The sequence below is a fragment of the Flavihumibacter sp. UBA7668 genome, from assembly GCF_002483205.1.
GTDB lineage: Bacteria > Bacteroidota > Bacteroidia > Chitinophagales > Chitinophagaceae > Flavihumibacter.
On record NZ_DLHM01000001.1, the window covers coordinates 25,531 to 49,890 of the forward strand.

Here is a 24,360-nt window from a genome sequence, read left to right on the forward strand (position 1 = left end):
AAGATTACCAGTTAGGATTTTGTTCAAGATTTTCGTTCAGTTCCAGATCTTCAATTGGGAGCGGCCAGAGATAATCGCGATCCTCCCGGAAGGTTTTAATAATATTCCGGTTGGTATAAATGTTCCCGCCTGCAGAATTGGTAAGCTCACTGCTGGCAATCTGATAAGGGCCGGTTGCCGGTGGTCTAGCTCCATCATAAATCTCCACATCATTTCTGCCATCTCTGTTCAGATCATATAAACCCGGACCGGGAAAATACATGCCAAGGAAAGGACGCATAAGCAGATGACCTTCTTTCCATCTCAGCAAATCTTCCCAGCGCTGGTTGTTTTCCATTACGAGTTCAATTCTTCTTTCTCTTCTGATTTCAAGTACTACGCCTTTATTTGGTCCGCTTACATTACGATAGGCATCAGCGAGATAAGGGTCCGGGTTGGCATTGGCGACCGTCATGTTCAGATTGGGCATGCCCACTCTGTCGCGAAGTAATTTTATGGAGCGATCCAGATCCTCCTGTGTTAGTGTTCCCAACTCTGCTTTTGCCTCTGCATAATTCAACAAAACTTCGCCTGCACGAAAAAGCACCATATCGTGATAGGATTGACTATTCCCATCCATGGCAACTATGTTCATCCATTTGATAGGCTGGTAACCGGTCATGGTTGCTTCAAAATCCGGTGGCAACGAAGTGGTTTGTCCAATTCGGGTGTATCCCGGTGTACGAATGGTTTGTGCCAGACGGGGATCCCTGTTTTGCACTTCTTCATAAAACTCCATGGTTTCATAGCCCTGAATATCCGTAAAGCGGCTTCCGTTGGCCATCAGGTAACTATTCACGAGGCTTTTTTCCAATCCGGGTTTGCCCTGGGTACGTGCCGTGATATAAAACTGCAGATTGTGGCGCATGGCAAGTTCATTGGAATACCGTCTTGCCAGTATCACTTCTTCCATCACATCATCTGCATTCAGTGATGCAAATAAATCCTGGTAGGGCTTACCGGATGGACCGGAGGTTTTATTGTAAATCGTATAACCGCTTTCATTCATGAATTCGAGGGAAGCCTCGGCGCAGAGTTCTAAAAATCTGTCAGCTCCGGGAAGATTGCTTTCTGTATGATACTTTCTCCAGGTTCCTTCATACAATGCGATCCGTGACTTCAATGCAAGCGCAGTCCATTTTGTAACACGCTCCACATTTCGGGCGGTTGGTAAATGCTGGATGGCGAAATCCAGATCAGCCATAATCGAGTCCATGATCAATGTTCTTGGATCCCGGGCTTTCATCAGGTTTTCGAGATCTGTGTTTTCAATAACCTGACCATACCAGGGAACATCACCATACCAGCGAACTTTTTCAAAATAGAATACAGCGCGGAAAAATTTGGCAAGGCCGAAATAACGATCACGTACAGCCGGGTCTTTATAATTCAATGCACTGGGGTTGTTCAAAAGAAAATTGATATTTCTGAGTTCAGCCCAGGACCATCTTCCATCTGTAGTAGGTACGATACGGGTTCCACTTATTTCTGCAGGAACGGAGGATTTTATTATGTTATCGGCAGCTTCTCCATATACATCACCGGCAGCAGGCAATGCAGTATAAAATCCATTTGTATAGGAAATAAATTCATTTTCCGATCTGAAAAAATTTTGCGGTGCTACCTGATCGGTTGGATAACGTTCCAGAAATTCTTTGGTACAACCGGATATAGCCATTAACCCGGCAAATAATGATATATAAATACAATTCTTCATAATGCTATTTTTTTCATTCAGAGAACGGTCAAAGAGTTATATCAATTCCGAAAGAGAGGGTTTTGCTGAACGGATAAACACGTCCGTCAATCTGGGCCATCGCCTGTTCAGGATCGATGTACTTTGATCTAAGCTTGGTAAATGTTACCAGGTTTTCACCACTTACAAATACACGCAACCCTTTGATTGAAGCTCTACGGGTAAGTGTAGCCGGCAGGGTATAACCCACGATTACATTTTTCAATCTCAGATATGCAAGATCCTGCAGATAACGATTGTTGGTTGCTCTCAATTCATTGTTCGCGTTTAATGCTACATAAGCAAGCAGATTGGGGAAATAGGCATTGGTATTATCCGCACTGTATATATCTTTCTCAAAATCAGCAGGGATAAAGGAAAAATACGGACGGGAATAAGGTCCCCAGAAACGATCTGCATTATTACCTGGATACCAGTTCATTTTTCCAAGTCCCTGGAATAGGAAACTAACATCAATATTATTCCAGCTTGCATTACCACCCAAGGCATAGGTATAACGCGGGGTGCTGTTCCCAATAACACGCTGATCGCCCGGATCATAAATGGTATTGGCTCCGGCACTGATTACATTGTTGCCATCCAGATCAACCCAGCGAAGATCACCTGCGCGAATCGGAATATTATTATCCAGCCGCACGCGGTTCAGGAAGCGTTGATCAACCGGGTAGGCTTTTGCTTCCGCATCTGTCTGGAAAAATCCGTCTGTAATGTATCCCCAGATTTCACCGAGCTCTTTTCCTTCATATAAACTGTAGGTCAGCGCTGTGGGATTGTTGATTCTTTTCACAAAGGATTTATTATCGCCTAATGCAACATTGAAACTATAGGATAAAGGTTTTGAGCCAAGCATTAGCTTATTTCGATAATTAATGGCAAGTTCAAATCCACGTGTTTCAAGTGTAGCCACATTTTCAAGTGGCTGTGTTGCACCGTATACGTTTGGAATTTTTACGCCAGCTGCCAGAATATTGTCGGTAATCCGTACATATTTATCGAAACTGATACTAAGTCTGTTTTTGAATAAGGAGAGATCGATACCACCGTTGTAAGTAGTAGCAGTTTCCCAGGTAAGGGAAGCTGAAACGGGGTTAGCCGGACTGTAATAATTTGCTCTTTGTCCGTCAAAAATATAATTGGCCAAACCGGGGTTCATAGAAGATATGTAAGGGTATCTGCTGCTTATTTGCTGGTTGCCCAGTGAACCGATGGATCCACGCAGTTTGAAATCACTTACGATATCACGAAGCGGTTCAAAGAAATTCTCCTCACTTACGCGCCATGCAACAGACATGGAGGGGAAAAAGCCCCATCGATCGTTTTTAGGAAAGCGGGATGATCCATCATAGCGACCATTTGTTTCAAAAAAATACTTGCTTTTATAGTCGTAGTTTACCCGATAAAAAATTCCGACAAGTGCCATTTCGGAAGAACCACCAAATACCCGTTGATCGCCGGTACCCAGGTTAAGGTCGTTCAGTTCATCCGAGCTCAGGTTATTTCTTTCTCCGCGGATCCGTTTATCGATATGTAATTCCTGATTGTATCCGGCAAGTAGTTTCAGGTGATGTATTCGATTAAATGTTTTGGTGTAATCGGAATAAATATTAACGACATGCCGATGATTCATCTGCTGCATTTCTTTCAACATATCAACGCTGTATTTTGGAGCAACTTCTTCTACACCGGGATACAGAGAGTAGGTGGCAGCTGTCTGGCGATAAAAACTGGGGTCCGTATATAGGTTATAACTATAATTACCTGTAATATTCCATCCTTTCAATGGTTGAATGGCCACTTCGTTGATGGTGGTAATTTCATATTTTCTGTCTTCACCACGTGTATTTCCATTGATCAGCATCGCAAAAATTCCGTCACCGATATCGTAGTTGTTTAAGCCAGTTCTATAGGAAGCCGTTCCATCAGGATTATAAGGGGCATACGCGGGTGAAGCATGTACGTTTACATGGGTGAAATTGGCAGAACCACCTCCTTCCCTTCCCTGATAATCGTATCGGTTGGTATAGAAATTGGTATTGTTTGAGATACGTAACCATGGATTGATTTTTGCACTGATTTTCGTACGCAATGTTTTGGAATTGTATTTATCCGTATTCATGCGCATGATACCGTCTTTAGTTTTCAGGTTTCCATTGATCATGTAGGAAATAGTTTCGCTTCCTCCACTGAGTGAAAGGTTATGATTTTGTCCTGCCTGCCATTTGGTGAACATGATATCCCACCAGTCGTAGTTTCCGTAATACACATACTGATCCTTGCCATTCCTGTTCTGGATAGTAACCCAGGGGCGGGAGGGATCTTCTGTGCGATCGTTCCGACGTGCATAGAGTTCCTGATAATCGCGCTCTGTATAACCGGAGTAACCGCCCACATGTGCGAGAGCCGCATCGTTAATTCGCATCCAGTCGTAACCATTGGTAAGAAAATCGGTACTGACGGTAGGTGTGGAGGTATTAAAGTTATTGTTGTATCGAAGCTGTGTTTTGCCAGCCTTTCCGGTTTTGGTGGTTACCAGGATTACACCAAAAGCGCCACGTGCACCATAGATGGCTGCAACGGATGCATCTTTCAATACACTGATACTTTCCACTTCTTCCGGATTCAACCGATCCAATGTACCGGGCACTCCGTCAATGATCACAAGTGGCTCCTGAGCAACGGGATTGCTTCCACTGATAGAGGAGGCACCCCGAATATTGATTGTACCCATCTGACCCGGAGTACCGCTTCCTACCCGGATGTTCAGGTTTGGAACAACACCCTGCAGCATGGAGGTCATATTGGTAACTGGCCGGTCGCGCAGGTCATCGCCTGCCACCTGTTGTACCGCACCACTCAGATTGATTTTCTTTTGTGTTCCGTATCCCACCAGCACTACTTCATCCAGCCCTTTTGGTACGGGCTGGAGTCGAACCATTATGGAATTATTTTCACCTTCCTTAATCAGAAAATTGTTCACATTATACTGTGTGAACCCAACATAACTGAAACGGAAATGATAAGATGCGCCTGCCTTGAGTTGTGGCAGTGAAAAGATGCCATTTGCATCGGTAACTGTTGAGTACTGGAGGGCGGTATCTGCCGTATTGATAGCAGTTACAGTTACATTGGAAAGAACGGCTCCATTATCATCCAGCACTGTTCCGGTAAGTATCCTGCTTTGTGCATAAATCGGTTGCTGATAAAACAGGAAGAGCAAAAAGAGCATCCCCAACACCCGGAGACGAGGTAGTTCTACGTTCATAGTCGTATGCTTTGGTATATATGTTTTTTCTTTTTCTGAGCCTTTATTGTTGTGGCTCTACTGAATAATTTCCACGTTTCAGTTTATGCAGCTTCAGGTTATTCATCCGGCAGATAACCTGGAGCATGTTGATATAGGAATTATCATCAGGGATCACACCGGTGAATATGATGTCGGCTACTTGTTCCCTGTTGTATAGAATTCGGATATTATGTTTGTTCTGAAGATGATCGAATAAGCTGGGCAGTTCCATTTTTTGGTACAAATCGCCTCCTGTTGTTTTTTCAATTGTTCCTGCAGACTTTTTTACTGATTCACTAAACGGAAGTGTTGGCGCAAGATTCATGGATCTTTCATCCATGCTGACCAATCCGGCTATTAAGTCGAATGATTCCTCTGTATGAAAAAGCTTGGGTTCATTTCCAATAAAATAGGAACCGTCTTTTTTTACCATCGCCAGTTTATTCATGGTTCCAATAATATGCAGGATCAGTTCCAGAGAATCAGTTTCTTCGAAACTCCCTGTAAACAGTTTTGAATCGATCAGTGAACTGTCTACCTGTATACTGGTGGAAAACCGTTTTTCAAGGCGATCAAAAACAATGGCAAGCGGCACTTTCACAAACGAAAGAGATTGTTCGTTGGATAGTGCGTCAGCAATTGGAAGAACCGATTGCGGTTTTATTATTTGAGTAAGTTTCGGAATGGCCGAAACCGCTACCATCTCTGTAAGAATATCGATATCACATTGTTGTCCGGGTGACAAATAAGTATCCTCAATTGAGAGTGCCGGATCAAGTGCTTTCACCACCACTTTCCCTTCGTAAAGTGCAATATGAATGGCAGATTCTTTTTTCGTTGCATCCACCATAAACACGGTACCAAGAGCCGTAGTACTAACTGCTCCTGATTTCACCACAAAAGGCAGCTCCGGATTTTTTGCCACTTCAAATTGTGCTTTACCGAATAATTGTAATTCCCTGCTTTTTTTCATTGAAGATGGAACGATCAGACCAGCGTTCCCATAGAGTTTGACTGTTGAACCATCATCCAGCGTTATGAAAAGTTGTTTCTGGCCAGTGTTTAGAATGGTATCGTACAGTTTAACCGGAACAACAGCAGGTTTTATTTCTGCAACCAGTTGCTGCGGCGCGGGCGGTTTGGAATTCCAAAAAAACAGTGTTGTGATTAGGGCCAAAATAGATGCGGCAATGGAAATTGGTCGAATGAAAGCCGGTAAACGGAAGGGTGTTGTTGCCCGATGAACCTTGCTGTCCATCTCCTCTTCCAATCTGAAGGGAATAGCTTCATCATCTGTTGCGTTCCATTCTTCCTCAGGAAGCAATTCTTCCAGCAATTCCGGATTTTCCTTTAATAAAGCAGTTACCAATACAGCTTCATCAGGAGTTGACTGGTTGTTCAGAAATTTTCTTATGAGTGCTTTTTTATCCAATGCTATCTAATCAGTACAAGTATGTACGCAGCTGGAGGACAAACTCCCTATTCGAAAAAAAATAAAATATAAATAAGTACAAATTGGGAGCTGCTGAGTGATTTTCTTAATTCATGGATGGCTTTGAGTAACTGATTATCCACCGTTTTAACAGAGATGCCTAGTGCCTGCGCAATTTCTTTATAGGAGTATCCATGTATGTGTTTTAGCTCGAAAATTTTTTTTCTTTTTTCCGGCAATTGATTGAGAGCAGCTGATAGCGTGGATTTTAATTCGGGATTCATCTGGTATACCGATACATTTTCTTTGGTATCCGGGGAATCGGCAAAATGTTTTCGGTGTTGCGCTTCTTTTTTTAACCAGTCGAGGTATACCTGACGTACTTTTTGGAAAAGTTGTCTTTCCAGGCTGATGGATTCGTCCAATTGACGGCGATACTTCCAGAGTTTTATGAAACTCTGTTGAGTAAGATCTTTGGCGGCTTCCGTATCCTGCGTGCGTTTCAGGCAATAGTGGTATACTTTCCGCTTCCATTTATCATAGACATCCGTAAATGCCTGATGATCCCCCTCTTTTATACAAGTCAGCATTGCAATGGCATCTTAATATGGTACAAACCTAGACCGATACGCGTTCTAATTTATTGATTTAATTTTAAGAAATTATAAATATTCGCGTAACAGTTATAATGAAATCACAGATAGTAGTTTTAAATGAGATGTATCAGCAGCTTTCCGCTATCCATGCGATGGAGGAAAAAGCATGGGAAGATTTTCAGCAGATCTGGGTTCCGGTTTCCTATAAACGAAAGGAAGTTGTTACTGCTGCAGGTGAAGTAGAGCGATATTTATATTGGGTAGTAGATGGCATTCAGCGCGGGTTTCATCTTCATGAGCAAAAAGAAGCAACCATTGTATTTACGTACCCTGGATCATTTTCCGGAATTATAGATTCCTTTTTGTTGCAGCAACCATCGCGCTATTTTCTTGAAACCCTTAGCAGCAGTGTTTTTTTACGTGCTTCTTTTCAGCAGGTTGAACAATGCAGGAAAAAACATCCCTCCATTGCTGAATTGATGTATAAGGCACTGGCATTTACTACCAAGGGAATTCTTGAGCGTCAGATCGAATTAATGGTGTATACAGCAGAAGAAAAATTCAGGACCCTGCTGAAAAGAAGTCCGCATATCCTGAATCTTGTTCCGCACAAATATCTGGCTTCCTATCTGGGCATAGATGCCACAACCTTCAGTAAATTGCTGGGGACTGTGCGATTGGATTCCTGAAAATTGGGTGCACATCTTAAAATCTTGGTCCAGACCAAGAATCAGTTTCAGGGTGTCTGGTAGTTTTGTCAAAACATTCAAATATGAAAGCACTTATCGCTTCAGAGCTGCTGCAGTCATTGAAAGAGGAGGCTCTTTTCTTGTTGAATCAGGTAGAATCCATTGCATCCCATACACCAACTGAGCTATTGGAATCCAATGATGGGCCAAACAGGTGGAATACCTTACAGGTTTTGGAGCATTTGAATACTTATTATCGGTATTATATTCCCTTACTGGATGCGGCGATGGACCAATCCACACTGCCGGCAGGTGCACATTTCCAACCCGGCTGGCTGGGTGGTTATTTCACCAAAAGCATGTTACCCAAAGAGGGTCAGGTAAAAAACAAAATGAAAGCAATGAAGGGGCATTCACCCTCACCGGAGCTGGATAGAGCAACGGTTATAAAAGAATTTCTTCAATGGCAGCGAAGATTGATTCTGCTACTTGATAAAGCGCGTCAGAAAGATCTCAGTTCTATTCGGGTACCGATAAGCATTGCTTCATTTATCCGTTTAAAATTGGGTGATGTGTTCATGTTTATTACCGCCCACAATCAGCGCCATTGGGTTCAGATAGAAAACCTGCTTGGCCGACTTCCGGTAGCCCTCGCCTAGCGGTAGATATCTAGGAGGCCGTCGGGCAGTTGGACGCGGATCATTTTTTTGGCGGGATTCACTTCGAGCAGGCTGTCCTGATGGATGGGCAGCAGGGCTTCTTTTCCAAAATAATCGATTCGGCAGAGTACCTGATGGGGTTGTTCAATGATTTCAAGGATTTCACCGAGGTCTTCATCACCATTCCAGATGGAGTAACCCAGGAAGGAAATCGTTGCTTCAGGTGCTGCATACCGATGAAAATCTTCTTCCGGCAGCCAGCATTCGCGGCTCACCAGTTTTTGTGCAGCTTCGCGGGATTGAACTCCTTCCAGCTGCAGATAAATTTCCTGTTCGTTCCGGGCTTTGGCTCCTACAATAAAATACGGCAACAACTCCCCTCTTCTTTCTTCAATAAAGATGGTTTCAAGCCCCTTCAGCGAGGTTTTGGCACCGAGCGCATGCTTTACTACTAATTCGCCCGAAATGCCGTGGGCTGCGACGATTTTACCGATGCTATTGTATTTCATGAAGAATTGAATGGTGAATGGTGAAAAAAAATCCCGGAAGCGCGAATGCTACCGGGATTAATTATGTTGGAGCTGGAATTATTCAATTATTCAGCACCACCTTCCTGACGAGGCTGTGGACGACGTGCACCCTGGTTAGGGAAACGACGAACCTGGCGTTGTCTGCGGTTTTCATCACTGCGCTTCTTCAACTGAGCCTCATGCTCTTTATGCCATACTTCAAACTTCTGCATAGCTGTAACATCGTCGAACAAGCCCAGTTTAACTCCACGCAGCAGGTGTTTCAGGTACAATACTCCTTTGAAAGACAGGATCCGGCGAACGGTATCCGTTGGTTCTGCACCTTTGTGCAGCCAATCCAGTGCACGCTGGCGGTCCAACTGAATGGTAGCAGGAACAGTAAGGGGGTTGTAAGTACCGATTTTCTGGATGAATTTTCCATCTCTTGGTGCACGGGCGTCCGCTACTACTATGAAGTAGAAGGGTCTTTTCTTGGAGCCGTGACGCTGCAATCTCATTTTAACTGGCATCGTAAATAGACATTTAAATGCGGTGAACAAATAGGGTTTCTAAAAATAACGGACTGCAAAATTAACAATCCAATCAATATGAACAAACTTAATAATTATTAAGGAATTATAAAAGATTAACGTCGACCGAGGCCTCCCATACCCGGCATTCTACCCATTGGCATCTTATTCATCATTTTCATCATATCTTTCATTTGTTCGAATTGCTTCATGAACGCATTCACTTCCGTGAGTTCTTTTCCGCTTCCATTGGCGATGCGTTTACGGCGACTTCCATCAATCACATCCGGATTGGCGCGTTCAAAGGGAGTCATGGAGTTAATCATGGCTTCAATGCCTTTAAAGGCATCATCGCTGATATCAATATCCTTGATGGCTTTGCCCACCCCGGGGATCATACCCAGCAGATCCTTGATATTTCCCATCTTTTTGATCTGTTCCAGCTGTTGCTTAAAGTCTTCAAAATCAAACTGGTTCTTACGGATTTTTTTCTCCAGCTTTTTGGCTTCTGCTTCATCAAACTGGGCCTGGGCGCGCTCAACGAGGGTGGTGATATCCCCCATTCCAAGGATCCTTTGCGCCATCCGCTCAGGATAAAAGACATCCAGGGTATCCAGTTTTTCACCGGAAGAGATGAATTTAATCGGCTTGTTAACCGTGTATTTGATGGAAAGTGCCGCACCACCGCGTGTATCACCATCAAGTTTGGTTAGTACAACACCGGTGAAATCCAGGCGTTCATTAAATGTTTTGGCTGTATTTACGGCATCCTGACCGGTCATGGAATCGACCACAAACAGGATTTCCTGCGGATTTACGGCGGATTTGACATTACTCACTTCGGTCATCATCACTTCATCAATAGCCAATCGGCCGGCCGTATCGATGATTACCACATTTTTATTCAGGGTTCTTGCCTGGGCAACCGCATTACGGGCAATGGAAACTGCATCTTTATTTTCCGGTTCACTGTACACTTCCACACCAACCTGTCCGCCCAGTACTTTCAACTGATCAATGGCTGCCGGACGATAGATATCAGCTGCTACCAGCAGGGGAGAAAATTTCTTTGATTTGAGGTAATTTGCCAGTTTTCCGCTGAAAGTAGTCTTACCTGAACCTTGCAGACCTGCAATCAATATAACTGCCGGATTACCTTTGGCGTTGAATTCGGATTCGGTTCCGCCCATCAGTTCAGCGAGTTCGTCTTTTACGATCTTCACCATGAGCTGACCCGGACTAACGGCAGTCAGCACTTTTTCGCCCATTGCTTTATCCTTGATCTTGTCTGTAAATTCTTTGGCGATTTTATAGTTTACATCGGCATCCACGAGGGCACGGCGAATATCTTTTACCGTGGCTGCCACATTGAGTTCGGTTATGCGTCCTTCCCCTTTGATCTGTTTAAAGGCCGATTCGAGCCGTTCGCTTAATGATTCAAACATAGTCGGTCAATTTTCACCCAAAAATTAAGGTGAACGAATCGTTCACCTTAAATCGGAATGCAAATATATTGGATGCAATTGATTAAGCGCCCAGGTAAGTGCGCAACTGTTGCGATCTCGAGTTGGTTTTTAGCTTTGTAATGGCTTTGTCTTTGATTTGACGAACCCTTTCCCGGGTAAGATTAAACTTTTCCCCAATATCTTCCAGGCTCATGGGATGATCCACCCCTATGCCGAAGAAATAACAGATTACTTCTTTTTGCCGCTCGGTCAGCACCTGCATGGAGCGATCCAGCTCCATTTTCAGGCTTTCATCGTGTTCGATTGCCTTATCGGTACGCTCCGCATTGGGATTTTCCATCACATCCATCATGGTATTATCTTCCCCGTCTGAAAGTGGGGTATCCATACTGATGTGACGGGATGACATACTCAAACTGGCAGAGACTTCATCTGTATCCATTTCCAGAAGGGTGGCAACTTCTTCAGCAGAAGGTTCCCGCTCGTATTCCTGTTCCAGTTGGGAAAATGCTTTCTGAATCCGGTTGGTTAATCCAACTTTATTCAGGGGAAGGCGTACAATCCGGCTTTGTTCGGCCAAAGCCTGCAAAATACTCTGACGAATCCACCAAACCGCATAGGAAATGAATTTGAACCCGCGGGTTTCATCAAAACGTTGGGCCGCTTTAATCAGTCCCAGATTCCCTTCATTGATTAAATCAGGAAGGGAAAGTCCCTGATTCTGGTATTGTTTCGATACGGAAACAACGAAACGCAGGTTGGCCCGGGTAAGCCGGTCTAACGCTCTCTGATCGCCCTGTTTGATAAGCCGGGCCAGCCGGACTTCTTCTTCAGGACCAATGAGTTCAACTTTTCCAATCTCCTGCAGGTATTTCTCCAAACTTTGGGATTCCCGGTTGGTAATGGATTTGGAAATTTTTAATTGCCGCATACTCATAGGTGTGGTTTTAGGTTTCTTTTTCTAGAGGTTAAGAGGTTTAGCGCAAATAGGAAACGAACAAATAAGAATTTTCTTGTATTAAATTATTAGAGTTGCCTACTATTTGAACGACTCAAATTAGCTTTCAGGTATGCGTTTTCCAAAAATTCCAGCCTTAAATTGTTGAATCCCAGTGTTTATACGGGTCCCTTGTTGAAGTTTGAACCTTATTTCCTTTAACAAAAAATACTTGAAGGATTATTTTACAGTGTCATTTAATTTTCTATCATTGCAGAGATTGTATTCCTAAAGACAGATTTGAACTGGAGATGAGTAAGAAACAAATGTATACGCTAGAATATCCTGTCAGGTGTTCGCCATCAATTTTATATGAATTTTTGAGCACACCGGCCGGATTGCAGGAATGGTTTGCCGATAAAGTGGACGAAAGGGATCAGGTATTCAGTTTTTCCTGGAATGGTTCCATTGATAAAGCCGAGGTATTGGAAAGTGAAGAGAACAGTTTTATCCGCTTTCACTGGCTGCATGCCCCCAAAGAAGAATTTTTTGAATTCAGAATTGAGAAATCCGAAGTAACGAACCAAACAATTCTGGTCATAAATGATTTTGCTGAGAAAAAGGAAATAAAAGACCAAAGTCAGCTCTGGGGTTACCAGGTAAAAGACCTTTTTCACAGATTGGGAAATTAAGTCCCAGCCAACAACTGCATCCAAGCCGAAAACGACTGGTTATAAAAGTCAGGCACCTGCTCCCAATGAGAAATTGGGAGCAGGAAGGCCAGCTTAATGAACTGCTTTTGACAAATCCTCTGGTATTCAGCTGCTGATAAAGACGCAACCAACCTGAAATTATCCGCTTCAAAATGATGCTCCCACGGCGATGCATGCACGCAGATATATAAACCAGGCAATTGTATCCAATCTTTGTCTGTTATCAACTCTTTTAGTTGGCCGCTTACAAGCAGACTGGAGGAAAACAGATGCCCCCACCAGAAGAACTGTCGGATAGCCAGTATTTGCCCGGATTGGAAACAACGGGGAAAATCAAGCATAAGCCAGGGCATTTGCCGGTATTGATCGCCTTTGGAAATTTTTGGCGGGTGCAGGAAAAACTCCTTTGGCAGACGATTTCGCAGCAATTCAGCTCTTGCCACCTCCTGTTCACTCAGCATTCCCAGCAGGGTGTCTACTTTCTCCAGAATCCGATTCTTCGTTAAAATAACTGAAGGATTACCAACCAATACCTTTTCCTCTTCGGAAAGCTGTAATTTTACCCGGTCCATAGAAAATAAAGGTAGTCAGAAATCTTCCGGTGAACCGTGATAAAAAAACTAGATAAACTCATCCTAAAAGCTTTTGTGGGGCCTTTTATTGCCACTTTTTTTATCACTCTCTTTGTGTTGGTGCTTCAGTTTTTCTGGCTTTACATCGATGATTTTGTTGGAAAAGGGCTGGATCTGATAACAATAGGGGAAGCAATATTGTATGTTGCGGCAACTGTTGTTCCTCTTGCTCTGCCCCTGGCTGTATTGCTGTCCTCTATTATGACCTTTGGAAACCTGGGTGAAACATTTGAACTGGTTGCCATTAAATCAGCCGGGATTCCTTTACTGCGCTTCATGCGCCCCATCATGGTAGTGGCATTGTTTTTAAGCGGGGTCGCATTTATGTTCAATAATTATCTCCTGCCTGTTTCCAACCTGAAATTAAACCGCCTGAAATACGATATCATCAATAAAAAACCGGCATTTGACCTGCGGGAAGGATCTTTTTATACCAATATTCCGGGTTATTCAATCAAGGTTGGCAAAAAAGAAAAAGATGACTCCACGCTAAGGGAAATTATCATTTTCGAGAAAGATTATAACCTTCAGGATAATATCATCATAGCCAATAAAGGCATTATGAGGGTTTCCGATGATAAGCGTTTTCTGGAATTCAAACTGATAGATGGCTGGCGTTATACGGAGCGGGGAAGCAGGGTAAATACCAATACTGAATACATTCGACTGGGCTTTAAGGAATTCAAAAAAGTATTTGATTTGAGTGCACTTCAGTTTAATCCAACGGACGACAGTTTATTCAAGGATAATTACCAGATGTTAAGTGTACGGCAATTAACCAAGGCAATAGATTCACTTGGAACAGTCCACACCATTTTCAAAAAGAAAGTAGCGGATGAAATTGGCGGATATGTGCAGTTCTATAAACAGATGGATACGGCCTATACACCGGCTCCTGAATTGGCAAAAGCAGATTCTCTGGGAGCCATTATTCCGGATAGTATGCATACCTCCATGAATGACCGGGTGCTTTCCCAATTATCAATTACCAGAAGTTCTCTGGAAATAAGTAAATCTGATTATGAAAACCGGATGAAAAGTCTGCGTTTTCATAAAATGGCCTGGCATGAGAAATTTTCCATGTCCATTGCCTGTTTTGTACTTTTTCTGATTGGAGCACCCCTGGGATCGATCATTCGTAAGGGTGGAATCGGCACACCACTTGTATTTGCCGTGGTATTTTTTGTAGTATTTTTTCTGTTGAATAATTTCGGTAAGAAGTTTGTGAAGGAAGCAGTATTGGAACCTGTTTGGGGAATATGGCTGGCAACTTTTGTATTGGTCCCTATTGGTGTGTTTCTAACTTATAAGGCTATGCGCGATTCACAACTTTTCAATAAAGAATTTTATTATAGGACATTTCGCCGGCTTCGTCCATATTTCGACCGGTTTTTTAAAAAAAGCGCGCCTGTCCAGCCGCACTAATTAAAAATATACTTGGTATGAAAAAGACTTCCACATCACGACGAGAATTTTTATCTGCCACCTCAAAAGCATCCATTGCAATGGGCATTGGCGGTACCTTCATAGGTTCCGGATTATTAAGTTCCTGCAAAACTTCCCAGGGGGCTGGCAGTAATCCATTCCGCACTTCTTTTGAACAGGCAGCTCTACCTTATACTTTTGGGGCACTCGAGCCATCCATTGATGCATTGACGATGGAAATTCATCATACCAAACATGCGGCTGCATATACCAAAAACATGAATGATGCCGCCATTGCTGAAGGAGTTGATCGGGGCAAACCTGTAGAAGATGTTTTGCTCAATATCAAGAAATATTCAGAGAAAATGCGCAACAATGCAGGTGGTCATTACAACCATGAATTATTCTGGAAAAGCATGCGTCCGACCAGAACTGATAACAAACCAACTGGCGATTTACTCACCGCAATTGAAGGAAAATTCAATTCCTTTGCCAATTTCAAATCCGTTTTTTCAGAAGCAGCGAAAACCCGTTTCGGAAGCGGTTGGGCATGGCTGGTTGTTATGAAGGACAAACAACTGATTGTTACCTCCACACCCAATCAGGATAATCCGCTGATGCCGGTTGCAGGTACACAGGGTATTCCTTTACTGGGTCTTGATGTATGGGAACATGCGTATTATCTGAAATATCAAAACAAAAGAGCCGATTATGTAGATAATTGGTGGAATCTGGTGAACTGGGATTATGTATCTACCCGCTTTACTACAGCAATGAAATAAAGGAGAGGGATCCATCCCTTTAATCTGCATCTTTAAAGAGGCCGGTTTTCAACAATACCTTGAACCGGCCTCCTTCTGTTTGGGAAGAGGTAAGCAGGTAAACTTTTTCACCAACAACGGCCACACTATTCCACAGGCCCTCATGTTGAGAGGAAATTCTGAACGGATTGGCATCCAGCAATCTGAATTTACTATAACTGTTGGGTTCACTAATTGCAATAAATGGTACTGAAATATGTAATGGATCGTTCTGTTTGATTCGCTGGTAATCGGTTTGACCGGTTAATAACAAGCCGCCATTTGGCAGGGCTGCCAGATAAGGAGCCCCGCAATAAATGGACTTATCAGCCATTTCATCCGGTACAACACCATGAAGCCGCACAGAAGCGACGGAACCAGCAACAGCGGGACTTTCAAGTATTGAAATCGTAAATCTCCCCCCTTTGGAATTATCTTCAATAGCAGTCAACACCTTGGGCTGAATTTCGTTCATCACGATTGACACCGGCATTCCGTCTCTGGCACCCGCCGAGTAACAAAACCGAACAGGCCCTGTCCAGGTAAGCCCCTTATCAATTGAATAAAGCTTGCTGATTTCCTGATCATCGTTGTTTCGGAAATTGTTTTCATTGGCAAAATAAATTTCCAGATTCCCATCCGGCAATTCTATCATTTTAGGCTCCCAGCATCCATTATGAAACTCATTATCCGCACGATAAAGGATCGCTACAGTTGACCAGGATCCTCCTGCCGGTTTGGTAATTAAACCAATTTCAAAATTATAAGCCCCCCCAGGATTTTTTGGACGCAGGTTGGTTAATACCATCAATGTGCCATCCTTCAATTCCATTATTTCAGGGTTATTGAATTCATGATTTTGCGTATTGTGATGTATCACTTCCGGGTCTGACCAGGTTTTGCCTTCGTCTGCACTATATCGTGAAATTATTCCTCCATTTATAGTATCACCGGAATCGAAATAAGTAAGCATTAAGCGGCCATCTTTCAAATGGATCATACGTGCATAACCATGATAATTATCATCGTTCAGATCTGATACGATTTTAAAACCGGTATCCCAGTTTATATGAGCAGTTTTGATTTCTTCCTGACCCGGTTCTTTTTCTTCATGATTTGGACTGCAATTAGAGAGAAAGCAAATCCCTCCTACTAGTAAAATGTTGGTTATGCAATTCATAAAAGGCTGATTATTGGGCAAAACGGTGTACTGCACCACCGCAGGATATAAGTGGGGGTGACGGTTTCGGACTTTTGTCCGAAACCGCAAAAAAATTAATGTAGTTATTTAAATTTCACCAATGATTTATTATACAATTGCTGGTGCAGTTTTTTCAACGCATCGGGGGAGAATTTGATTATTTTTCTATCATAAGTCATCAATCCATTTGTTTCAACTTCCACATCGGTAGTTTGCGTATATACAGCTGCAGATAATCCTTTTTCGATAAGATGAGGCATCACTGAAATAAATTCCGCGTAACGATTATATAGGTCTTCCTTATTTTTAAAACTTTGATAACCCCAGTTGTTTTTTTCCTGCCAGGTATGATTTTCAACTGGAAGCCCCAATCCTCCAAATTCACCCAACACCAGAATCCGATCAGCACCAAACAAAGCCGGATCCGGCATGAGTGGCTCGGGATAATTATGCAAATCAATGATATCTCCAACCGGCTCAAAATTTCCACCACTGGCGGTATTTACCAGACGGGAAGGATCTTCTTTCATCGTCCATTTAACAATTTCAGCAGTTTTAAACTGCCCCCATGCTTCATTAAATGGCACCCAGACAACAATAGAAGGGAAATTGTAGAAATCTGTCATAATTTCTTTCCATTCTGTTCTAAAAATAGCTTCTGATTCCGGTGTTCTGTTTTTGTCAGTTGCTTTTCCATAAATACCAGGGCGCATTTCCCAACGGTTTCCCATATCACCACTTGGCATATCCTGCCATACCAGCATACCTAACTGATCACAATAATAATACCAGCGGGCCGGCTCAACTTTTACGTGTTTACGGATCATATTAAATCCCATTTCACGTGTTTTGACGATATCAAATTTCAATGCTTCATCTGTTGGAGCTGTATATAAGCCATCAGGCCACCAGCCCTGATCCAGAGGGCCATACTGAAATACAAACTCATTATTGAGTAACATGCGTTGAATTCCATTGGCATCTTTTTTCATGGAAATTTTCCGCATGGCAAAATAGGAGCCTACTTCATCAATTGTTTTTTTATTTCGTACAATTGAAATTTTCAAATCGTAGAGAAATGGATTTTCAGGTGACCATAATTGTGAATTTTCAATTGACAAAACCGCCGGCTGACCAGGCTCCACATCTTTTTGAGCTACTATTTCTGTTCCTTTTTTTACAACAACCAGCACTTTATCACCAGGCTGCGTATTTTCCACCTGCGTTGCTACAGTTACTGTTTTCTGATCAATATCAGGAGTTTGTCTTGTAGATGCTATGTAGGTAGAAGGCACTGCTTCCAACCAAACCGTTTGCCAGATTCCGGTTACCGGAGTATACCAGATTCCATGAGGTTTTACCACCTGTTTCCCTCTGGGCTGAGGACCTTCATCAGAAGGATCCCACACTTTTACAACTAGTTTTTGTGCGCCTTTTTTACGAAGTGCGGAACTGATATCAAAACTGAATGGATCAAATCCGCCTTTATGTGTTCCAACCAACTGATCATTAACAAATACATCACACTGCCAGTCTACTGCGCCAAAATGCAACAAGACTTTCTTTGATTTAGCCTTCGCTGGAATTGTAAAATTGCGCTGATACCAGAGCACACTGTCCTTACCCACTGTTTTCTGCACACCGGAAAGAGCAGACTCCACTGCGAATGGAACAAGAATAGATCCATCAAACTGAGCAGGCTGCGTTGTATTAACCAGCGGTTGGATGGTATAATTCCATAAGCCGTTCAGGTTTACCCATTCGGAACGTACCAGATGAGGTCTGGGATATTCTGGTAAAACACTGGAAGGATTCACTTTTTCTACCCATTCAGATTGAATTTTTCCATTTACCGGACTCCACTCCTGTTGCGCCTGAACCATGCATGAAAAAGCCAGGCATCCAATCATCCCTGTTACTGATTTTAGATTCATTTCAAATAATTATAGTGATTCAAGTATATCCATTTCTATATTCATTTGGTTATCCCAAAACGATCTACTAATTTATTGTATTCTGCACGACTAATTGTTATCATACATCCATGACGGACTTTTGCAGGCAAACTATATTTATCCCAATCGTGGTGAAAGGTATAACCGGAAGCCTGATACCAGGGACTTTGCAGATGATCTGCAATTGAGAGGCCATAAGATACACCAGGATATTGTTCATAGTACAAATAAAATATTATATCATCCGGTGATTTGATCAGCATCGGCGCTTCCCTGAAATTTGGACTGATGGATTCACCCGGCTCTGAATACGGTCCCAATAAGGATGGCGCTTTCGAAATTCGAATTGTTTTCCCCGTTGGCCAGTACAAAGTTGGATAGGTTTCATCTTTTATTACTGCAAAATATTGCCCATCAATCTTACGGATAAACACATCAATGGTGCCCATATCCCAGTCAAATAGGCGCTGTGGTTGTTTCGGAAAGCTTAACAAGTCTTTCGACAACACATATAATGTACGCTGACTGGCCCAATATCTTTCCGGATCTTCTTTGGTTCCTTCTTTATGCGGCGTATGCCAGGTCATGAGGTATTGTTGTGAATCCGTATCATAAAATAATTTGGGTGCACCAATCCGTTGCAATGCGTTTGAATAATCCGGTGTGCTTTTCAGATCCGGTGTATAGGTGCTGTGTTTTTTCCAATCAATCAAATCAGTAGAAACCCAGATATTGATATCAGGAGAAGCATCACTCTGGTTTCCTGCAATATAATAGCGGCCATCATGGCCTTTACAAATGTCCGGATGCCCTCTGTATTCTTCAAACACCCGTTTACCCTGATTGAGCGAATACCAATGCAACCCATCCGTACTTACTGAGTAATATAATTTTCCATAATCAGCATGAGTCATATGGGCAAACAGATAAGCCTGATTGACCGCTTTTGAGGAATCTATTACCTGTCCGGGTGGATTGGGTTGTTGTGCCAGCACCGGCTGAACAAAATATGTAACCAATGCAAGTAAAAAAAAAGAAATCCGTTGCAATATATTATATGGCAAAAACATAAATCGTGCTTTAATTGATGCTATTTTAAATCAAATGAACTATCGAGTTAAATTCCGTATTGTTTCAACTTCAGTTTTACTAAAAGGGGTACCGTCTTTTCTGAAAATATCATGAAACCATAAGAGGGGTTCAGTTCCCTCTTTTATAGGAGTATCCCAGGCAAAAATGGTATTGGTTTTTCCACTTACAAAACCCCAGTTAATTGCCCCAATATTTTCTTTCTTTAAAACGGGCAGAATCACCTGAAACAAGCTTCCGTTTCTGCGAGCCATATATTCGGTACAGATCAACGGTCTGTTATAGGCCCTTAATGTATCAATTGCATTCTGATGATGTTCTACATAATTGTAATTATGATAAGTAATAATATCAGAATTCTCCAATTGAAACTTATTGAGCGATTGAAAGGGGTTATTATTATTCCATACACCTGCTGAAACCGGTTGAGAGGGATTAATTTCTCTGGCCCAGGTAAAAACTTTCTTCAACAATGGCAGGCTTTTATCATGTTGCCCATTATTTCCAGGTTCATTGTATAGATCCCAAAGAAGGATCCGATTATCATTTTTAAAAGTTCGCAGAATGTCTTTTACATAGGATTCAAGGGTAGCCGCAGTATCAGGATAACGATGAATCATTGTTCCCGGATCACGGACCCAACCTGAATTATGAATTCCAGGCTTAGGGGCAGGTTGCGAACCGAGCCAGGCAGTGTCATTCCAGCAATCATCAAAAAAAACAAACATGGTTTTAATTCCATTTCGGTTGGATATTTCCAGATAGGTGTTCAGTCTTTTCTTAAAACCTTCCTTATCCTGCACCCATAACAAATGATGGAGATATACTCTCATTACATTCATGCCTAAACCTCTTGCCCAATTTAATTCCCGATTTATAGTAGCCGTATCAAAACTTGCAGCCTGAAACATTTCAAGCTGATTGATAGCAGTGGAAGGCTGAAAATTTGCCCCCACCAACCAACCCTGCTTTTTATACCAGGTGCTTGCTTTTTCAGCACTCCATTTTCCAGAAATAACCTGCGCAGAACCAGACACAGCCAGCAGGCACAGCAGTAAAAACAATATAGATTTTATTGTACGCATATGTTCAATTGTTTTGTATTGAATAGGCAGAGGGCACCACCAGTGGATTTTTTAGCGGTATCGGTTTTCCGAAATCAGGAGAGCCATCTGCCTTCCATCTGAATCGCTGAGACCGGGGTGATCGATACTGAGCGCAGCCCATACCCGGACGATCATTTGCATGATAGAGAATCCAATCCTGCTGACCATCCGGTGATTTAAAGAAAGAATTATGTCCGGGTGAAAATATACCCGCCTCTGCAGAGCCTGAAAAAACAGGTTTTAGTGATTTTTCCCAGGCGCTGGCATCCAGTGGATTCATTGAACCTTTCAAACTTAGCATGCCTAACGCATAATTATCTGTCCAGCATCCACTGGCGGAGTAGATAACAAACAACTGCTCATTTCTTAAAAGTGCCTGTGGGCCTTCATTAACAAATACAGTGGCCGTATCGGTTGGTTCGTTCCGCTTGCCGTGCCTTTCCCATTCCAATTCCGGCTTCGAGATACATACTCTGTCTCCTGAAATTGTCCAGGGATTTTTCATGGCTGCGATATAAATGTTCTGGTGACGGCTTTTTGCATTTTCCCAGCCAGACCAAACCATATATCGTTTACCCTGATATTCAAATACATTGCCATCAATTGCCCAATAATCTGAGCTTGCTGCTATTTTCCCCTTCATTTTCCATTTTCCGCGTGTTGGGTCCTTCCTTTTGTTTTCCAACACATAGATTCGGTTATTACGTCCTTTATTATCCGCGGCCGAAAAATAGATATACCACCTATTATGGATATTATGAATTTCCGGAGCCCAGATATCTTTTGCATAGGAAGCAACAGAAGGAGGCCGAAACACTGTTACTTCTTTTGCCCCTGCTAATGCAGAAAGGGTTGTTGTTTTCCACAATGAAATGCGGTCAACCAGTGTATGTGTGTAATAATAATACCCATCTTTCCAATAACTGTATGGATCCGCCCCTGATGGCAGTATTGGATTTCGAAATGTTTGCGCAATTGCAGCTTTGAGGTACCGGAAGCTGGTGGGATCAACAACAATTTTTTCATTTTTCTCTCCCGGCTCAAATCTAATATCAATAATTGCTCCCAGTCTTGGCGCCACGGTCGTTCGGTCAAAATGAGTGTGTAAAACATATTTAAACTTCCCGTCTGAAGTAGTAAATAAATCACCGTGACCAGGTCCGCTTACACCTAGTAATTTCCGGCTGATAATAGGTGAATCATCTGATTTTACAAAAGGCCCTTCGGGGTGATCACTAACTGCATATCCAACAGCATAATCCGGATTACGGAAATCATTGGTGGAGTACATCAAATAATATTTCCCGGACCGTTTGATTACAGTTGGCCCTTCTGCAACCGGCCAATTGGCATTCCAGGTATTTTCCCATAGTTTTTCTGCAGCCAGAATTTCTTTTGCAGTACCGGGTTCAATATCACTTAAATCGGGTTTCATTTTAACCACATAAATCCGGTTACCATTATTAAGTCGAACATAGTACATATACCAGGTTCCATCTTCATCCTGAAAGAGAAAAGGATCAATTTGTTTTCCCTCACCGGAAAGTTGTTTTTTTTCTGACTGACGAAATGGTCCCAAAGGGTTATCACTAACAGCAATTGCCAATTGTTCATTTGCTGTATAGGCCATATAAAACTTATCTCTGTAATGAAAAACCTGCGGCGCCCAAAAACCGCTTGTCCCGAATGTATGCTCTTTACTCAATGCCATACCACTTGTTGCACCAACCGGATTTGACCAGTTCATCAAATCTTTGGAAGTATAGACCAGAAATCCCTGACCACTTTCCGGGCTAGTACCATAGAGGTAATAAGTGCCTTTATGCAGAAAAATGGTAGGATCAGCAACAGTAATTTCTTTTTGCGCACTTGTTTTTTTGGAACAGGACCAAAAACAGAGGACAAGTATAAGAATACGATGTAATTGCAAACTATTCGAGTTGAGGTAAGAAAAAAAGCAGACTGGCTGAATGCCAGCCTGCTTTGGATAATTAATACATTGGATTCTGCGTAAGATTGGTATTGTTCTCTACTTCAATCTGAGGAAGAGGGAGGCGGATATGTTTACCAACCTGGAAATTATTGAAATCCGGATCACGTTGTTTGATCAGATCAACGCCTGCCTGAGTTTCAAGATCACCCCAGCGCTTTAGATCAGCCCAGCGAACGCTTTCGCCGCAGAGCTCCAGCACACGTTCCACTTTCAATCGATTCCTGAACAAATCCTTATCCGTACCAATGGCTGGAAATGCTGTTGCCAATGGATGCATTCCAACTCTTTCCCTTACCATATCAACATATTGATAGGCATCCCCGGTTTGTCCCAGTTCATTCAGCACTTCAGCATACATAAGCAGGATATCTGCATAGCGCAACATTCTGAAATTATTTTGTGCAAAATAATCTTCGTTGTTACGAAAATAATCGCGGGAATATTTTCTGTACCAGGCTTCCTGTGCGCCCCATTCCCAGCTACGGCCATAAATTTTATCTCCGAAATCGGCTTCCAATGCCGGATAGAATAAGGTATACCGCAATCTGGGATCAATACCACCGGCAGCAGTTGCCTCTTTTTTAAATTCATTCACTACCCAGTATCTTGCCTGTCCATCTGACCAGCCAATACCCCTTGGTGCAAAGAATTGAGGACGATTGGTACTCATGGTTTGGTTTACACCATCACCATCCCCTCCCTTATTCACATCAGAGAATTGAATCTCAAATACGGACTCCGTATTATTCTCCAGGAGATGTGTGAAATTGTCTTTGTAGTTCGCCATTAAGGCATACTGCCCCTGCCCTTCTCCGGTGAAGAAATAATCGAGCGCAGTTTTAGCTTCTGTCCATTTACGTTGTTGCATATATAAGCGAGCCAGATAACCTTGAACTGCACCTTTTGTTGGACGTCCAACATCCGCAGCACCATAACTTACAGACAATGCGGGCACTGCTTCTTTCCAGTCTTTTTCAACCTGCGCCCACACTTCAGCAAGTGTATTTTGCAAAGGGAGATCATCGGGCTTGGAAGGCTCCAATACCAATGGAATATTTTCCCACATTAAACCTGCATAATAATAGTGTAATCCACGCAGGAATTTTGCTTCTGCAATGAGCCGTTCTTTTACAGCAGGATCAGCAAAAGGAATTTCACCCACATTTGCGAGAATCTGATTCAGGCGAAATACGGCTTTATAGGTATCGCGCCAGGTGATATTATTCCCTTCCCAAAAATTGTAATTGATATATTGAAAACGAGTCCAGTCGGCCAGTTCAATCCAGGGACTGTTACTGAATCCTTCATCGGAGGTAAGGTCGAGGCGGAAATAAATCCAGCGCGACCAAAGTCCCGGTTTGTAAAACATGGCATAGGCTGCATTCAACCCTTTCTGAGCATCTGATTCAGTTTTCCAGAATACGTCTTCTGTAAGTGTATTTGGATTTTTCACATCGAGTTCAGTTTTACTGCAGGAAGCAGCGAGTAGTATAAGTGCTGAACAGACAAATGATATATTGAGTATTTTTTTCATGACATTCAATTGTTGG

Annotated in this window: 20 protein-coding genes; 5 read left to right on the forward strand and 15 right to left on the reverse strand. The window is 42.6% G+C overall.

Annotation, left to right across the window (positions count from 1 at the left end):
• Window positions 1-4 precede the first annotated feature (4 nt).
• From B2746_RS00135 to B2746_RS00150, 4 genes are read right to left on the reverse strand one after another with little or no spacing between them, the layout of a single operon-like run.
• Window positions 5-1,756 carry a RagB/SusD family nutrient uptake outer membrane protein gene (locus tag B2746_RS00135; RefSeq protein ID WP_290789470.1) on the reverse strand — a complete coding sequence of 584 codons (1,752 nt, stop codon included), beginning with the start codon at window positions 1,754-1,756 and terminating at the stop codon, window positions 5-7.
• A gap of 28 nt (window positions 1,757-1,784) precedes the next feature.
• A complete protein-coding gene (locus tag B2746_RS00140; RefSeq protein WP_290789473.1) occupies window positions 1,785-5,057 on the reverse strand; it encodes a SusC/RagA family TonB-linked outer membrane protein in 3,273 nt (1,090 codons plus the stop codon).
• Window positions 5,058-5,100: 43 nt separating this feature from the next.
• Window positions 5,101-6,510 (reverse strand): FecR family protein, encoded by a 1,410-nt coding sequence (locus B2746_RS00145; RefSeq protein WP_290789475.1) that lies wholly within the window; start codon window positions 6,508-6,510, stop codon window positions 5,101-5,103.
• Window positions 6,511-6,557: 47 nt separating this feature from the next.
• Window positions 6,558-7,100, reverse strand: coding sequence for an RNA polymerase sigma factor (locus B2746_RS00150; protein ID WP_290789478.1), 543 nt, complete (start codon window positions 7,098-7,100; stop codon window positions 6,558-6,560).
• 98 nt (window positions 7,101-7,198) lie between these two features.
• On the opposite strand from B2746_RS00150, the gene B2746_RS00155 reads away from it, so the two are divergent.
• Window positions 7,199-7,795 (forward strand): Crp/Fnr family transcriptional regulator, encoded by a 597-nt coding sequence (locus B2746_RS00155; RefSeq protein WP_290789481.1) that lies wholly within the window; start codon window positions 7,199-7,201, stop codon window positions 7,793-7,795.
• Between the two features lie 83 nt (window positions 7,796-7,878).
• Window positions 7,879-8,454 (forward strand): DinB family protein, encoded by a 576-nt coding sequence (locus tag B2746_RS00160; RefSeq protein WP_290789484.1) that lies wholly within the window; start codon window positions 7,879-7,881, stop codon window positions 8,452-8,454.
• On the opposite strand, the gene rimM is transcribed toward B2746_RS00160, so the two are convergent.
• From rimM to B2746_RS00180, 4 genes are all read right to left on the reverse strand, one after another.
• A complete protein-coding gene (gene rimM, locus B2746_RS00165) occupies window positions 8,451-8,963 on the reverse strand; it encodes a ribosome maturation factor RimM (RefSeq protein WP_290789487.1) in 513 nt (170 codons plus the stop codon). The genes B2746_RS00160 and rimM overlap by 4 nt on opposite strands.
• A gap of 86 nt (window positions 8,964-9,049) precedes the next feature.
• The gene (rpsP, locus tag B2746_RS00170; protein WP_290789489.1) at window positions 9,050-9,493 is read right to left on the reverse strand and encodes a 30S ribosomal protein S16; all 444 of its coding nucleotides are present in this window, start codon (window positions 9,491-9,493) and stop codon (window positions 9,050-9,052) included.
• A 116-nt stretch (window positions 9,494-9,609) separates the two neighbouring features.
• Complete coding sequence (gene ffh / locus B2746_RS00175) at window positions 9,610-10,938, reverse strand: signal recognition particle protein (RefSeq protein WP_290789492.1); 1,329 nt, start codon at window positions 10,936-10,938, stop codon at window positions 9,610-9,612.
• A gap of 82 nt (window positions 10,939-11,020) precedes the next feature.
• On the reverse strand, window positions 11,021-11,896 hold the full coding sequence (locus tag B2746_RS00180) for an RNA polymerase sigma factor RpoD/SigA (RefSeq protein WP_349680596.1): 876 nt from the start codon (window positions 11,894-11,896) through the stop codon (window positions 11,021-11,023).
• 311 nt (window positions 11,897-12,207) lie between these two features.
• Between B2746_RS00180 and B2746_RS00185 the strand changes: the two genes are divergently transcribed.
• The gene (locus B2746_RS00185; protein ID WP_290709983.1) at window positions 12,208-12,588 is read left to right on the forward strand and encodes an START-like domain-containing protein; all 381 of its coding nucleotides are present in this window, start codon (window positions 12,208-12,210) and stop codon (window positions 12,586-12,588) included.
• On the opposite strand, the gene B2746_RS00190 is transcribed toward B2746_RS00185, so the two are convergent.
• Window positions 12,585-13,181, reverse strand: a complete 597-nt coding sequence (locus tag B2746_RS00190) for a hypothetical protein (protein ID WP_290789495.1) — start codon at window positions 13,179-13,181, stop codon at window positions 12,585-12,587. The two genes, B2746_RS00185 and B2746_RS00190, sit on opposite strands and share 4 nt — an antisense overlap.
• A gap of 36 nt (window positions 13,182-13,217) precedes the next feature.
• On the opposite strand from B2746_RS00190, the gene B2746_RS00195 reads away from it, so the two are divergent.
• Both B2746_RS00195 and B2746_RS00200 read left to right on the forward strand, forming a co-directional pair.
• Complete coding sequence (locus tag B2746_RS00195) at window positions 13,218-14,666, forward strand: LptF/LptG family permease (protein ID WP_290789498.1); 1,449 nt, start codon at window positions 13,218-13,220, stop codon at window positions 14,664-14,666.
• A gap of 17 nt (window positions 14,667-14,683) precedes the next feature.
• The gene (locus B2746_RS00200; protein ID WP_290789501.1) at window positions 14,684-15,448 is read left to right on the forward strand and encodes a superoxide dismutase; all 765 of its coding nucleotides are present in this window, start codon (window positions 14,684-14,686) and stop codon (window positions 15,446-15,448) included.
• Between the two features lie 19 nt (window positions 15,449-15,467).
• On the opposite strand, the gene B2746_RS00205 is transcribed toward B2746_RS00200, so the two are convergent.
• From B2746_RS00205 to B2746_RS00230, 6 genes are all read right to left on the reverse strand, one after another.
• On the reverse strand, window positions 15,468-16,646 hold the full coding sequence (locus tag B2746_RS00205; RefSeq protein ID WP_290789504.1) for a sialidase family protein: 1,179 nt from the start codon (window positions 16,644-16,646) through the stop codon (window positions 15,468-15,470).
• Between the two features lie 104 nt (window positions 16,647-16,750).
• On the reverse strand, window positions 16,751-18,601 hold the full coding sequence (locus B2746_RS00210) for a glycoside hydrolase family 2 protein (protein ID WP_290789507.1): 1,851 nt from the start codon (window positions 18,599-18,601) through the stop codon (window positions 16,751-16,753).
• A 41-nt stretch (window positions 18,602-18,642) separates the two neighbouring features.
• Window positions 18,643-19,692 carry a hypothetical protein gene (locus B2746_RS00215; protein WP_290789509.1) on the reverse strand — a complete coding sequence of 350 codons (1,050 nt, stop codon included), beginning with the start codon at window positions 19,690-19,692 and terminating at the stop codon, window positions 18,643-18,645.
• Window positions 19,693-19,731: 39 nt separating this feature from the next.
• Window positions 19,732-20,796: a cellulase family glycosylhydrolase gene (locus B2746_RS00220; protein ID WP_290789512.1), complete on the reverse strand. Its 1,065-nt coding sequence runs from the start codon at window positions 20,794-20,796 to the stop codon at window positions 19,732-19,734.
• A 4-nt stretch (window positions 20,797-20,800) separates the two neighbouring features.
• Window positions 20,801-22,747, reverse strand: coding sequence for a family 43 glycosylhydrolase (locus B2746_RS00225; RefSeq protein ID WP_290789515.1), 1,947 nt, complete (start codon window positions 22,745-22,747; stop codon window positions 20,801-20,803).
• 61 nt (window positions 22,748-22,808) lie between these two features.
• Window positions 22,809-24,344, reverse strand: a complete 1,536-nt coding sequence (locus B2746_RS00230; RefSeq protein WP_290789519.1) for a RagB/SusD family nutrient uptake outer membrane protein — start codon at window positions 24,342-24,344, stop codon at window positions 22,809-22,811.
• Window positions 24,345-24,360 lie beyond the last annotated feature (16 nt).

Coding starts and splice junctions, on each gene's coding strand:
- B2746_RS00180 (WP_349680596.1), bottom strand. CDS start 11,896: ATGAGTATGCGGCAATTAAAAATTTCCAAATCCATTACCAACCGGGAA.
- B2746_RS00185 (WP_290709983.1), top strand. CDS start 12,208: ATGAGTAAGAAACAAATGTATACGCTAGAATATCCTGTCAGGTGTTCG.
- rpsP (WP_290789489.1), bottom strand. CDS start 9,493: ATGCCAGTTAAAATGAGATTGCAGCGTCACGGCTCCAAGAAAAGACCC.
- B2746_RS00205 (WP_290789504.1), bottom strand. CDS start 16,646: ATGAATTGCATAACCAACATTTTACTAGTAGGAGGGATTTGCTTTCTC.
- ffh (WP_290789492.1), bottom strand. CDS start 10,938: ATGTTTGAATCATTAAGCGAACGGCTCGAATCGGCCTTTAAACAGATC.
- B2746_RS00135 (WP_290789470.1), bottom strand. CDS start 1,756: ATGAAGAATTGTATTTATATATCATTATTTGCCGGGTTAATGGCTATA.
- B2746_RS00140 (WP_290789473.1), bottom strand. CDS start 5,057: ATGAACGTAGAACTACCTCGTCTCCGGGTGTTGGGGATGCTCTTTTTG.
- B2746_RS00200 (WP_290789501.1), top strand. CDS start 14,684: ATGAAAAAGACTTCCACATCACGACGAGAATTTTTATCTGCCACCTCA.
- B2746_RS00150 (WP_290789478.1), bottom strand. CDS start 7,100: ATGCTGACTTGTATAAAAGAGGGGGATCATCAGGCATTTACGGATGTC.
- B2746_RS00210 (WP_290789507.1), bottom strand. CDS start 18,601: ATGAATCTAAAATCAGTAACAGGGATGATTGGATGCCTGGCTTTTTCA.
- B2746_RS00215 (WP_290789509.1), bottom strand. CDS start 19,692: ATGTTTTTGCCATATAATATATTGCAACGGATTTCTTTTTTTTTACTT.
- B2746_RS00190 (WP_290789495.1), bottom strand. CDS start 13,181: ATGGACCGGGTAAAATTACAGCTTTCCGAAGAGGAAAAGGTATTGGTT.
- B2746_RS00160 (WP_290789484.1), top strand. CDS start 7,879: ATGAAAGCACTTATCGCTTCAGAGCTGCTGCAGTCATTGAAAGAGGAG.
- B2746_RS00220 (WP_290789512.1), bottom strand. CDS start 20,796: ATGCGTACAATAAAATCTATATTGTTTTTACTGCTGTGCCTGCTGGCT.
- B2746_RS00230 (WP_290789519.1), bottom strand. CDS start 24,344: ATGAAAAAAATACTCAATATATCATTTGTCTGTTCAGCACTTATACTA.
- rimM (WP_290789487.1), bottom strand. CDS start 8,963: ATGAAATACAATAGCATCGGTAAAATCGTCGCAGCCCACGGCATTTCG.
- B2746_RS00155 (WP_290789481.1), top strand. CDS start 7,199: ATGAAATCACAGATAGTAGTTTTAAATGAGATGTATCAGCAGCTTTCC.